The sequence below is a fragment of the Peribacillus sp. FSL R5-0717 genome (genome assembly GCF_038002945.1).
Taxonomy (GTDB): domain Bacteria; phylum Bacillota; class Bacilli; order Bacillales; family DSM-1321; genus Peribacillus; species Peribacillus frigoritolerans.
Map to the genome: position 1 here is coordinate 334,368 of NZ_JBBOOF010000001.1, position 12,870 is coordinate 347,237.

14 protein-coding genes and 1 pseudogene are annotated in these 12,870 nt (G+C 39.1%); 3 read left to right on the top strand and 12 right to left on the bottom strand.

Annotated features, from left to right (window positions below; translation table 11 throughout):
• Nucleotides 1-145: 145 nt before the first annotated feature.
• Nucleotides 146-766: an NAD(P)-dependent oxidoreductase gene (locus tag NYE65_RS01625; RefSeq protein ID WP_340859617.1), complete on the top strand. Its 621-nt coding sequence runs from the start codon at nucleotides 146-148 to the stop codon at nucleotides 764-766.
• Between the two features lie 168 nt (nucleotides 767-934).
• Here NYE65_RS01625 and NYE65_RS01630 read toward each other — a convergent pair whose 3' ends face one another.
• Nucleotides 935-1,675, bottom strand: a complete 741-nt coding sequence (locus NYE65_RS01630; RefSeq protein ID WP_340862074.1) for a VCBS repeat-containing protein — start codon at nucleotides 1,673-1,675, stop codon at nucleotides 935-937.
• Between the two features lie 398 nt (nucleotides 1,676-2,073).
• Between NYE65_RS01630 and NYE65_RS01635 the strand changes: the two genes are divergently transcribed.
• Nucleotides 2,074-2,664: a TetR/AcrR family transcriptional regulator gene (locus NYE65_RS01635; RefSeq protein ID WP_413022464.1), complete on the top strand. Its 591-nt coding sequence runs from the start codon at nucleotides 2,074-2,076 to the stop codon at nucleotides 2,662-2,664.
• Between the two features lie 25 nt (nucleotides 2,665-2,689).
• Nucleotides 2,690-3,892, top strand: a complete 1,203-nt coding sequence (locus NYE65_RS01640; protein ID WP_340859619.1) for an MFS transporter — start codon at nucleotides 2,690-2,692, stop codon at nucleotides 3,890-3,892.
• A 157-nt stretch (nucleotides 3,893-4,049) separates the two neighbouring features.
• Here NYE65_RS01640 and NYE65_RS01645 read toward each other — a convergent pair whose 3' ends face one another.
• The 11 genes and pseudogenes from NYE65_RS01645 to murQ form a co-directional block, all read right to left on the bottom strand.
• On the bottom strand, nucleotides 4,050-4,778 hold the full coding sequence (locus tag NYE65_RS01645; protein WP_340859620.1) for a GntR family transcriptional regulator: 729 nt from the start codon (nucleotides 4,776-4,778) through the stop codon (nucleotides 4,050-4,052).
• A gap of 114 nt (nucleotides 4,779-4,892) precedes the next feature.
• Nucleotides 4,893-5,759, bottom strand: coding sequence for a MurR/RpiR family transcriptional regulator (locus tag NYE65_RS01650; RefSeq protein ID WP_340859621.1), 867 nt, complete (start codon nucleotides 5,757-5,759; stop codon nucleotides 4,893-4,895).
• A gap of 25 nt (nucleotides 5,760-5,784) precedes the next feature.
• A complete protein-coding gene (locus NYE65_RS01655; protein WP_340859622.1) occupies nucleotides 5,785-6,681 on the bottom strand; it encodes an N-acetylglucosamine kinase in 897 nt (298 codons plus the stop codon).
• A 34-nt stretch (nucleotides 6,682-6,715) separates the two neighbouring features.
• Entirely contained in the window at nucleotides 6,716-7,819 is a 1,104-nt protein-coding gene (locus tag NYE65_RS01660; RefSeq protein WP_340859623.1) for a DUF871 domain-containing protein, read from the bottom strand.
• A 14-nt stretch (nucleotides 7,820-7,833) separates the two neighbouring features.
• A complete protein-coding gene (locus NYE65_RS01665; protein WP_340859624.1) occupies nucleotides 7,834-8,163 on the bottom strand; it encodes a PTS lactose/cellobiose transporter subunit IIA in 330 nt (109 codons plus the stop codon).
• A gap of 79 nt (nucleotides 8,164-8,242) precedes the next feature.
• Nucleotides 8,243-9,052 (bottom strand): family 4 glycosyl hydrolase, encoded by an 810-nt coding sequence (locus tag NYE65_RS27160; RefSeq protein ID WP_445670440.1) that lies wholly within the window; start codon nucleotides 9,050-9,052, stop codon nucleotides 8,243-8,245.
• Between the two features lie 30 nt (nucleotides 9,053-9,082).
• A pseudogene (locus NYE65_RS27165) lies at nucleotides 9,083-9,591 on the bottom strand (family 4 glycosyl hydrolase); the annotation flags it as partial.
• A 40-nt stretch (nucleotides 9,592-9,631) separates the two neighbouring features.
• Nucleotides 9,632-9,916 (bottom strand): hypothetical protein, encoded by a 285-nt coding sequence (locus NYE65_RS01675; RefSeq protein ID WP_340859625.1) that lies wholly within the window; start codon nucleotides 9,914-9,916, stop codon nucleotides 9,632-9,634.
• A gap of 69 nt (nucleotides 9,917-9,985) precedes the next feature.
• On the bottom strand, nucleotides 9,986-11,275 hold the full coding sequence (locus NYE65_RS01680) for a PTS sugar transporter subunit IIC (protein WP_098186345.1): 1,290 nt from the start codon (nucleotides 11,273-11,275) through the stop codon (nucleotides 9,986-9,988).
• 48 nt (nucleotides 11,276-11,323) lie between these two features.
• On the bottom strand, nucleotides 11,324-11,629 hold the full coding sequence (locus NYE65_RS01685; protein WP_063575833.1) for a PTS sugar transporter subunit IIB: 306 nt from the start codon (nucleotides 11,627-11,629) through the stop codon (nucleotides 11,324-11,326).
• Between the two features lie 41 nt (nucleotides 11,630-11,670).
• Nucleotides 11,671-12,555 (bottom strand): N-acetylmuramic acid 6-phosphate etherase, encoded by an 885-nt coding sequence (murQ, locus tag NYE65_RS01690; RefSeq protein ID WP_063575832.1) that lies wholly within the window; start codon nucleotides 12,553-12,555, stop codon nucleotides 11,671-11,673.
• Nucleotides 12,556-12,870: the final 315 nt, after the last annotated feature.

Below are 12,870 nucleotides of genomic sequence, written 5' to 3' on the forward strand. Positions count from 1 at the left end.
GATTGTGGGAAAATGCTCTTGGGCATAGGGTAACGCCAGTAAACACTGGATTATAATGATTTAATGCACAAAACTCCCCATTAGTTGAAAATGACGATACAATGTTAGTGGAATAATTATATTAGATAAAAAGGAGGTCGTTTCCATGAATATTTTAATTTTGGGTGCAACTGGACGAGTTGGGGGTCAATTAGTTATTTATGGTCTGCAAGACAATCATCATGTTACGGTTTTAGTTCGCACTCCAGAGAAGATTACTATAAACAATGCCAATTTAACCATCATTCAAGGTAATGTTTTAAATAAAGATGATATCGTACGCGCCATGCATGGAATTGATGTAGTTATTAGTGCACTTAATACTGATGGGACAACGACTTTATCAGCAAGTATGCCACTGATTATCGAAGCTATGAAAAACGAAGGTATACAACGAATTATAACCATTGGAACGGCAGGTATCCTCCAAAGTAGAACAACCCCAAATTCTCTGCGTTATCAGACAAGTGAATCAAAGCAGAAGTCTACCCGTGCAGCGAAAGAACATCATGAAGTTTTCGATTTGCTTAAACAATCAACACTTCAATGGACAATTGTCTGTCCTACGTATTTGCCGGATGGAAAAAGAGTCGGTATATATCGTATAGAAGGCGACTTTTTGCCGGAGGATGGGGTTGAAATATCCGTTCCGTATACAGCAGAATTTGCATTTAGTCAAATAAAAAGTAACGATTATTTAAAAGCACGTGTAGGCATCGCCTACTAAAAATTCAAATATGCATTAATCCCCTTCGAAGTTAAATCGTATAGAAAGCCGGTTCAATTTTCTTCGTCAATGAACACAGTCAGGTGAACCATTGCCAGGAATATTTTCCGGTTTCTTTTGGGCGAAGATTTTGCCTGTACCTTGTTCATGACCATGTATTCCTTTGTGCTATATTTCCTTTCCAAAAATAGCCACATTCTGCCGGTCAGGAGCAAATGCTTTCCCGTTCCATTTCAATACGGTCTGTACATATCCCAGTGAGTCGGCATTGTACCTCCCGGCGATCCTCTGATACGCTTCGAGCTCATATATGCCATCTCTATTGAAATCAACCGGATATAAACCAGATAAAGGATTGACCCATCCTTCAATCGGCGCCTTCAATATACCATCCTTGTTATAAATTTCAGATAAATATTCCTGATCCTTATAAGTCAGGTCAAGAATGTACCTTTCTTTTAGGTAATGACTGTTCACCTTCACTTTGTATTTGTTTTCATAATTAACATCGTATTGAAAGGATTCATTGAATGAATCTGAATTAAAAATGGTCATGAGTTGACCGTTAAGGTAGGAAAAAACATACGCATAAATGGAACCCCCGCTTCCTCCTGTATCAATGACCACTAATATGTCATCCCCCTCATTACCTGTAAAATCACCAAGAAAAAGGGTCGGATTATATCCTGCGTCATTTTTCATGGGAACTAGTTCATATTGATCAGTCCTCCCATTTTGGATAACCAAAGTTATATTCCTCCAAAAGGGGCTATCAGGGGTTTTGTTTGCGGTAAGAAAAACATTGTCCTTTGTCCCGTCCCCATCAATATCTCCCTGTTTTGAGGTCACAATGACTGTTCTGTTGGAGTTCATTTGTCTTGAAAGAACGGTTTGGAGGTTCAATTGCATGTCTAGCAGTTCCTGTTTGGAAGGATAAGGATTCTGAAACGACAAGGCGTTATCTATCGTTTGCAGTGCTTCATTTGTTAATCCGGCCCTACTTTGGGTCTCAGCCAAACAGTACCAATAATAAGGATGATTCGTTTCTTGTATTTTTGTGTAATAGTAATGAATCGCATTTCTGATGTCATACATATCCAACTTCATCCCACCTCCTTCTTTATTTTCCATATAGAATTATATGCAGGAATTTTGTGAGTAGCCTTTAGTGCATATCTATGTCCTTTTCAAATATAGCGCCATAATTATCAATGATTTCGGGCATAATACCTTTTTATTAACATATTCGCTTGCATATATTTTTGTAATTTGCTATTATAACTGACGAACGTTCGTTAAATTATGAGGTGATATTATTGAAAAGTAATGAAATTAAGGAAGCCGCTCTAAAATATTTCACGATTCATGGTTATGAAGGAGCTTCGCTTTCTCAAATAGCTGAAGAAGTCGGCATGAAAAAGCAATCCATTTACGCTCATTTTAAAGGCAAGGATGATCTTTTCCTGCAAGTTTTACGTGATGCGAAAGAGACGGAGCTATCGTCGAAGCTCCAATATTTCCGTAAAGTTGATTCAAAAAACCCTGAAAAGGATTTATACGGATTCCTTCAATTGGTCATCGACCTTTTCCAAAAAAATGAGCATATAAAGTTTTGGCTGCGTATGTCCTTTTTTCCGCCAGCGCATCTTGAAAAAGAAATCGGGCAGGAAGTTATAGATATCGAGGAAAAGGTGCAGGCGATCCTGGAATGTAAATTCCAGGATTGGATCAATGCCAAATTAATCGTCGAAGATGAAGCCATAACGCCGACCTATGCATTCTTGGGAGTCGTGGATTCCATTTTGCTTGAGCTTGTATACGGCAATGATGAGAAACGGCTGAATGATAAATTATCAGCCTCCTGGAAAGTGTTTTGGAGGGGTATTTCGCAAAAATGATTCACAAAGAAAGTGGTGTTAAAACATGAATAAACCAATTAAAGATCAAAAGGCGGTATTAATTATTCTTCTAAGCAATATATTCATTGCTTTTCTGGGAATAGGACTCATCATCCCCGTTATGCCGTCATTTATGAATATCATGCATTTATCCGGAAGCACGATGGGCTATTTGGTTGCCGTATTTGCGGTTTCACAGCTTGTCATGTCTCCATTCGCAGGTCGTTGGGTTGATCGTTACGGCAGAAAGAAAATCATCATCATCGGCTTATTCCTTTTTGGTGTTTCGGAACTAATCTTCGGTGTAGGGACAAATGTGTCGGTGTTTTATTTATCTAGGATCCTAGGCGGAATCAGTGCCGCCTTTATCATGCCTGGTGTTACTGCATATGTTGCGGACATTACATTCGTTCAAGAAAGGCCAAAAGCAATGGGCTATATTTCAGCCGCCATTAGCTTGGGCTTTATAATAGGACCAGGAATCGGTGGCTTTGTTGCAGAATATGGTATACGCTTGCCCTTCTTCCTTGCGGCGGGCATTGCTTTTATAGCTTGCCTTTCATCAATATTCATTTTAAAAGAACCGATGACAAAGGAACAGCTTGCAAAAGTTTCTGCTAATACAAAGCAAACGAACTTTATCGGCGATTTAAAAAAATCTCTGAATCCGCTTTACTTCATTGCGTTCATCATTGTATTTGTACTCGCTTTTGGTTTGTCAGCCTATGAAACGGTTTTTAGCCTATTTTCTGATCATAAATTCGGCTTCACGCCGAAGGATATTGCCATTATCATTACAATAAGCTCTATTTTCGGAGTTGTTGTACAGGTATTCATGTTTGGAAAGCTGGTAGATATTCTCGGCGAAAAGAAGCTTATCCAATTATGTTTAATCGTCGGGGCCATTTTTGCGGTAGCATCCACTATGATTTCCAGCTTTTTGGCAGTACTAGTGGTAACTTGCTTCATATTCCTTGCATTTGACCTGCTTCGTCCGGCATTGACGACATTTTTATCAAAAGCTGCCGGGAAAGAACAAGGATTCGTTGCTGGAATGAACTCCACCTATACGAGCTTAGGGAATATCGCCGGGCCATCCATGGGAGGATTGCTTTTTGACGTAAACATCCACTACCCTTATCTTTTCGCTGCTGTCATTATCGGCATTGGCCTTGGCATTACAGTCATTTGGAAAGAAAACCGATTGACAGAAAGCTTAGCGAAATAATGAAAGTCCCGGATTGTTAATCCGTATCTTTCCTTTCTATCTGGCAAATTCTCAAACTTGAAAAATGATATTCTACTAAAAAACCCCCCCTTGTCCATATTGGGCAAGGGGGGTTTTTAGTAATCCTTTGAGAACGGGATAATTACTCCCATTTTGCTCACGATAACCGCTCCAAATTGATTTTGAATGTATATCGATCAGCCCGGTAGACAGATCTGACAACCGCAAGTGATTTATTGGTTTCAAGGGTACTTCTTCGTTCTATCAGCAATACAGGAGAACCTTCAGCTACCCCGAGCATTTCCGCCTCTTTTTTTTGAGCGATGGCGGCTTCAATTACCTGTCTGCCATGCTGGATTTTTAAGCCGAACCTTTTTTCAACATAATCATGAATGGCACTTACAGCTATTTCTTCCTTAAGGTCCAGGGCATCCCCTTTAGGGATGTATAGCTTTTCATATGCCATCGGCAACCGATCAGCAAGCCTTACACGTTCCAGTTCGAAAATAGCAGTTCCTGCTTCAACCTCAAGATTTGCAGCAAGTTCATGATCTGCCTTGACCTCCGTAAAACTGATGACTCGCGTACTTGGTTTAAGTCCTCTTGAAATCATATCCTCTGTAAAATTAGTCAGACCTTGCAAGGGCGGCTCCGATTTTTGTTCGGCAACGAAGGTTCCTTTTCCGCGCTGCCTGTATAAATAACCGCCATTCACGAGGTTAGAAATGGCCTGTCTCACCGTCATCCTGCTTATGCCATATTTTTCAGTGTATTCTTTTTCTGACGGAATCATCTCTCCTGGCACCAATTCAAGACTTTGAATCGCTCCTTTAATCTCCTCTTCAAGTTGATGATAAATGGGACTCGGAGAACTCTTTTGGATCATTCAGCTTACATCTTCCTTTCATCGTGATGTATATTTTTACAAGGCATCCTGATCGGAAACATCTCAAGCTAAAATTTAGGTTCGTTGATTTTATCCATTTTATTAGGCCCACATTTAGGTATCCACATTCCTTTTTGTGAATTTCAGTACCGATTCCCTTGAACGTTCAATTTCGTTTTTATTTTCATTATAGTATTTAGAAACATACGCATAGAAAATAATGCTGACCGTTAGAAATTGGGCAAATAGCGAACTTGTTGCAGCACTTCGGAATTTAGCCTCCGGTGCACGGACATGATTTAGTGACATATCAACTTTTTTAGTTAGTCCATTGTTCCCCAATCGCGATAAACCAATTGTTTTAATGCCATATGCTTTAGCAATATCAACGAGTTCCAGAATTTCTTCAGTTTCGCCACTATTGGATATACAGAAAAAAACGGTATTCTTTGATGATGCAGCAAGTGCAGTGGCCGTAATATGCGGGTCTTGATTGGCACTTACAATCTTTCCTAACCGTAACCATTTCTGTGTAATATCTTCAGCAACGAGCCATGATGCCCCTAAACCATAGACATAAATCACATCTGCACTCCTCATGGTTTCAATGATATTGTCAAGAACGGCCTCATCCAAATAATGTGCCGTTTCTTGTATGGCCTGGACAGAGTTGGACACAATTTTATTTTTAATCGATGCTATTGTTTCATTAGGCTCAATGTCATGGAAACCTTTTTTCTCCGGCTGGGAAATCAGGGATGATAGGGATACCTTCAGTTCTGAAAAACTATTAACTTTTATGGAATGACAGAACCTCGTTACTGCCGAACTGCTTGCGTTGGCATTGTCGGCCAATTCATGTATCGTCATTCTTACTATATCTTTAGGATTTTCTAAAATATATTGTGCAATTTTCTTTTCTGATTTGGGCAATTGGTTCAATAAACTTTCAATTCTCAATATAATATTTTCGCCGTGCATATGATTTACTCTCCTTGATCTTTACTTACTTTAAATGCTTCATTGCTATGTAGTAACAACCCAAGGTAGCTGATACGTCTTCTAAAACAAATTTCACATTTGGGTTTTCAAGTTTAATATGATTGATGAATGAGCTTTGCACCAATGGTACATTAGACAATATGCTACCTTTTAATGCAATTGTAACATTCTCACACAACTTTAACTTCTTGATAACATCAAACGTTTGTTTTGCAAGGTGGTACCCGGCCTGATTCAGAATATTTTGCGAGAAGCCATCCCCCTTCTCCGCATGTTGGACTATTAGGGGAACAAACGCGGCTATCTCGGATTTCGTGGCAGAATAAATGAATTTCTTCAGTTCCATTACACTAACATAGCCAAGTTTTTTCAGTATCGACTCGGTTAAATGGCTATATTCATACCCTTCATCCTCTTCTTGCGTCATTCTTATAAAAGCCTGCATGGCGATCCAATAGCCACTTCCTTCATCCCCAAGAATGTGTCCCCATCCACCAGCCGATTTCTCGATTCCTTCATGGATGCCGATACTTACAGATCCCGTTCCGGATATCGTCAAAATGCCATCATTTCCTTTTAGCAAAGCAGCATGAGCGATAATTGCATCATTTACAATGGTGAACGGGGCCTTAAATGCCTTGCTTAATGCACTTTTTATGCCCTGCGGATTTTCAACTCCTCCATACCCGGCTAATCCTAAACAAATGTATAGGCAGCTGCCATCATCAATAGGAGTCATGCTTTGTTCAATTGCCTGTATAATGTTAGCGGTGGCTTGTTTTTCATTAATAAGGAGGTTTCCAAACCCCGCTCTGCCTTCACTAATTTTATTACCATCCATATCATAAGCCACTGCTTCAGTTTTGGTCCCTCCGCCGTCAACACCGATAATATAATTCATGTCATTCTCCTATTCAGTAAAAAAGGAAGGAATATCACCGTTCCTTCCCTGATCCATTAATATTGAATTGGAATTTCCCCCATGGTTCCAAATAATCGAGGAGAAAAATTTCCTCTTCTGCTATTCGGCCAACTACATTCGTTTTCCCCGAATTCTTCATTTCCTTCAATGCAATCTGCAATTCCCCTTTATATTGTCCATAGAGATCGTTTTCAATTAATATATCACCGCGTCTAATATCAGGCGTATATGTTGGTTTAAATTCTTCGCTCTTATATTTCACTCGTGATTGAGTCGAGCGAACTAGATAATCGGAAACATCTCCACGGTAAAAATGGAATTCTTCCAATACTATTTTTTTCTCCAAATCTGTTATGGTTTCGTGAAGGTTAACATTAAATGTTAACAGACCGCTGTTTAACAAGCTAAGCTGTTTCAATTCATCTCCAGATGCGTAAGCATTTGCTATGATTACATCATCAATCAATCCTGTTGCATACAAATGTTTCGCTTGTGTTGTAATCGGTAATTCCCGGTGCATTTCCAATGTACATAATCCTTCCATTATAGGCCAAGGTCCGTACGTTGCTGCATGTGAGCTTATGAAAGCTGCCGTGCGGATATTATGCTTTTTGAATGACTCACAGCATTTAATGAAATGTGGATAGCTCAATCCTGCATAGCGATGGGGATAGAAGTTGTGCGATCCAACTAAATTTTCTATATTTGGTTTGTAATCCATGATATTTTCTAGATACTTCGTTGCATTACTCATGTTTATTTCAATTTTTAGACCATATGGATTATGTGTCATGATCGACTCTTCATTGCCTGTAAAACCCATGTCCAGCCTGATTCCATACGCGCCTAATTCTGCAAAGAATGATAAGTCATTATACGAAATGCCTAGTGAACCGAATACTCGGGGAGCAATATCGACCATCACTTCCATATTCAATTGATTGGCATAATGAATCGTTTCTTTAAATTCTTTTAAAATCTTCTCTTTGTCTCCTTCTACTGAAAGCAAGCAAGTAAAGATCTTTTTGAAGCCATATTTGTGTGCAAGTGCAATGTATTCCATGTCTTTTTCAACGGTTGAATGCTCTGGATAGATAGATATACCGAGTTTACCCATTTTCAATCACCTCTTTACTGTTGTGGGGCTAGCTTTTTTACTATGCGAATCATGTGTTCTATTAGTTTTTGTTCGCTCATTGCAGTCATCAAGTGATCTTGAGCATGAATCATCAATAAAGTTTTCTCACTTGGAACTCCATTCAATTCTGCTTGAATGAGCTTGGTTTGTGTCTTATGGGCCATGTTCAATTCTTCCTGGCCTTGTTTAATTAGTTCCTCTGCCTTTCCAAAATTAAATTCTTCCGCTTCTTTCAGTGCTTCGAATGCTAATCCTCTTGCATTTCCACTATGTGATATTATTTCAAAAATTTCCATTTCGTTATTGTTCAGTTCAGTTGACATATCATTACACTCCCATTTATGTTAGATTATGAAGGTTCATTGGATTACTGTAATCCAGATTCACTAGTTAAAACACCATTCACTTGATGTTCGGAACAGCACTTTCACTGAAGAATCGCGGTAAGTATTCTTCATGCGCTTTTAAAAGTTTTTGTAAAACCATTTCCGCCAGGTCATCACTTGGGATGAGCGGGTTGATCGTTAAAGCCAATAACGCTTTATCATAAGAACCTGTAACGGCTGCCTCAGCACCAATTCTCTCAAATGATTTGATTTGTTGGATCAAGCCATGCACTTGTAAGGGTAATTTACCCATAGCCAAAGGAATTGGTCCATTCTTGGTGACGATACAGCTTACTTCGACTGCTGAATCATAATCAATATCAGTAAGCGATCCTTTGTTTTGTACATTTAGCACTTGAATGTCTTTTTTATCATTATAAATAGAAGAAATGACGTTACATGCTGCATCACTATAGTAAGCTCCACCGCGCTGCTCTAGTTGTGGAGGCTTGATGTCAAGGGTTTCATCCTTGTATAGGTCAAATAAACCTTCTTCTAATTTTTTCACAACTTCAGCTCGGGTTTTCCCTGATTTGAATGCTTCCAACTCTTCTTCTAAAATCGTTCTTGTTTTGTAATAATACCGATGGTACGGGCAAGGCACCACTCCTAAAGATTTCAAAAACCTTCTGTTCCAAGCCAATGGGGCAATATTCTTCATTGTCAGCTGAATTTCAGGATTGCCAAGCATTTCAAGCACTTTATCTGTTACTTCTTGATCATCAACGAACACATGCATCCCGAATACCATGTGGTTTAAACCGGCGAAATCTATGTGCACTCTCTTCATATCGACACCAAGCATGCTAGAAATAGACATATGCATATTAAATGGAACATTGCATACTCCAATGACTTTTTTATGTTTACTGTAGCGGAGCAGGGCTTCCGTTACCATCCCCGCTGGATTTGTGAAGTTAATTAACCATGCATCAGGGCAGAGCTCCTCCATTTCTTCTGCAATTTCCAGAAGTATGGGTATCGTTCGTAATGCCTTCCCGACAATCCTCCTGCCCCATTTGTTTCTTGACCAATTAATCCTAATTCCAACGGGATCCTCTCGTCCTTGATTCGTGCATCAAGTAAACCCACTCTCATTTGAGTTGTGACAAAATCAGCATCTTGCAAGGCTTGACGGCGGTCTAACGTTAGATGTATTTCCATTGGAAGTCCTGCTTTTTCAACCATCCGTTTTGCCAAGGTTCCTACAATCCCCAGTTTTTCTTTTCCTGCCTCAATATCCACTAACCACAGTTCCCTAATAGGCAACTCATCATACCGTTTTATAAATCCTTCTATTAATTCTGGCGTATAACTGGAGCCTCCACCGATTGTGGCAATCTTCAGCCCTTTTTCCATTTCCATTTCCCCAACACCTCATCGTAAGCTAATCTGGATTCTTCATTCATTTATAGATTATTGCATAACAAACCAGTGCACTTACCGCTAATAAAGACAAGAATAATAGCGTTGCTTGTTTCTTGTTTTTAAACTTACCTTCAACAAAACAAACAACCATCGTCAATCCTGCGCTTATGGCAAAGGTATTTCCTATGTACAGTGATAATTGTTTATTTATCTCAAAGGCATCCATTAATCTGTTAAAGATAAAATTAATAACAAGAATGAAGCCAAAAAATAGAAAGGCACTTTTGTAACTAAAAAAGTGAATTCTGGATGTTGAATTCATGTCCTTTCCTCCTCTCAATTTATAAAAGGAGTTTGGAGCATTAGTCCCAAACTCCCTTTTAGGTATTCCTTATAAAGCGATATTTTTATTATCCGTTGTTTCTACCATGTTTTCCTGTGCTAAAAGCTTTTTATCGTACATCTTAAAGAATGGCAGATATATAAGGACCGAAATGGTTAAATTCACCATCACGAGAACAATGGCTCTCCAATCCCCGCCCGTTGAAAGGTAGGCACCTATTGGAGCGGGCAATGTCCAGGGAACCATTACATATGTCGGGTTCACAAGTCCGATGGACGTTGCTATATATGCAAGTGTTGCTCCAATCAGCGGTGTAATGATGAATGGAATAATCAGTACCGGGTTTAGCACAATCGGCATCCCAAAGATAACAGGTTCATTGATGTTAAAAATGCTCGGCACAATTGTTGCTTTCCCCATTGCTTTACTATAGCTGGACTTCGCCGTTAAGAGCATGGCTATTACTAATCCCAATGTTGCACCAGATCCACCAATCCAAATAAACCATTGGAAGAATGTTTCAGGTGCTATGTGGGGAATTGCCTTTCCAGCTGCAACTGCTGCCGAGTTATTCCCCAAGTATACTTCCCATACCGGACGAGCTACGGCACCTACTACCGATACGCCGTGAATACCAAATGACCAGAAGAATGTAATCAAAAATACTGGAATTAATACACCTGGCAATGTATCGCCAGCACTGATGAGCGGTGCAACCGCTTTATCAACAAGTGAATGTAAATCAACAGCAAAAACGACTGTAATTAAAGTCATGACAAGCAGGACAATTGAAACTGGAATTAATGCTTCAAATGAGCGGGCTACTGAAGTTGGAACAGAATCCGGCATTTTAATCGTGATATTTTTTGTTTTACAAAAACGTAGAATTTCGACAGCAAAAATGGATACAAGCATTCCTACAAAAAGGCCATGGCCTCCGAGATTTGTCATTGGCAAAACAAACCCCACATCATCCATCATTTTTACACCAATTGTGAACAAGAAGGCTGCCAATGATAGTAAACCTCCAGATAGCGGATCAAGTTTATAGCTTTGAGATAAGCTGTAGCCAATACCAAAAGTAATATATAGCGTCATGATAAACATCGTTAATCGATATGGAATTAAAATTTCAGCTATATGTTTTGCAGACCATTCACCTAATGCAGTATCTGCTGCAACGGGCGGAAATGCAATGATCAAGAATAAACTGCCAAAGATGATGAATGGTAACGCGGAAACCACACCATCCCTAATTGCGCGTAAATGCTTTTGCTCAGACAATTTAGCCATAGGTGTTGAAAGATTATTTTCTAAAAAAGCTACAAACTTGTCCATTCGTGTTTTCCCCTTTTACGTTTAGTGATAAGAATAGTGGTCCGTTTATTATTTTACTAGTTCCGTTACAAGTTTAAGTAGCTTAGGCCCGCCAAGAGGGCTGTAGGCTTGAGCTGGAATGGCTTCACATGGGACGCCCGCTTCATCTGCAGAAGCCTTAAAGCCGTCGAAACGATGTTTGACTTGCGGAGCTACCATCGCAACATCCCAGCCATTTCGTACTTCTGCATCGAATTCTTGCGTGCCGACCGCCAATACTTCTATGTTTATACCCTGTTTTTCCCCTTCCTTTTTTAAAGCGCTTACAACGATTGCACTGGACATTCCACCTGAACATACGAATAATACCTTCATTATTTGTTCCTCCAATTTTTTAATTTTTTTTATAAAAAGCGTTAAATCGTTTTTCTTATGAATCCTTGTGCCTTCACTAAACGATTTGACGCTTCTTCATATGATACATTCGTTAAAATCATGACAATGGCGATTTTAGGCTGGGCATGTGCCTTTTCTAAAAATTCATCTGCAATTTCATAGCTGCAGTCAGTAGCATCCATGATAATACGTTTTGCACGTTCAACCAGCTTTTCATTAGTTAACTGTAAATCTACCATTAAATTTCCATAAACTTTTCCAACTCCAACCATTGAGGCGGTCGAAAGCATATTGCATACTAACTTTTGCGATGTTCCAGCTTTTAAACGTGTAGAACCCGTCAGGACTTCAGGCCCATTTACCACTTCAATCGCAACTTTTGCAATCTTACCTATTTCGGAACCTTTGTTACAGCTTATCGACACAGTTCCTGCACCAACTTGATTGGCATATTCCAATCCAGCAATAACATATGGAGTGCGTCCACTAGCTGCAATGCCCACTACGACGTCCCTGTTTGTCAATTCGATTTTCTTCAAATCTTCAGGACCTAATTCAAAACTGTCTTCAGCACCTTCAACCGCCTTAATGAAAGCCTTTTCCCCACCAGCTATGAGACCCACTACTTCACTCGGATCGGTATTGAATGTTGGGGGACATTCTACTGCATCCAATAAACCGATGCGCCCGCTTGTTCCTGCACCCATGTAAATTAATCTGCCGTTTTTATTCATGGCTTCAACGATCATGTCCACAGCTTTAGATATTTGCGGAAGTTCTTTTTTTACACAATGGGCAACTTTAATGTCTTCTTCGTTCATCACTTCTAAAAATTCAAGAGTTCCCATTTCATCTAAACTCATGGTCTTTTCATTACGACTCTCTGTCGTTAAATGCTCTAGCATACATATCATCCTTTTTTATTTCAGTGGTGAAAGTGGTGAAACTTTATTAGCTAAAGAGACTATATCACTATTAAAATTTAATTTCAATATTGTGTATACATTTTTAAAATTTAATTTTAAAATAAAAGTAAGATAACTAATTGATTGTTATCTTTCTGCTAAAAATAAAGGTGAACCGAGTAGCCATTTCGTGAACCAAACCTACGATTCTTTTTATTGTTGGATTTTATCTCAGTTTTCATAGGTGATAAATACATATATTCATTATTTGTTAACGCTTACAAATAATTAAATATAAATATTAGTAATGAAATG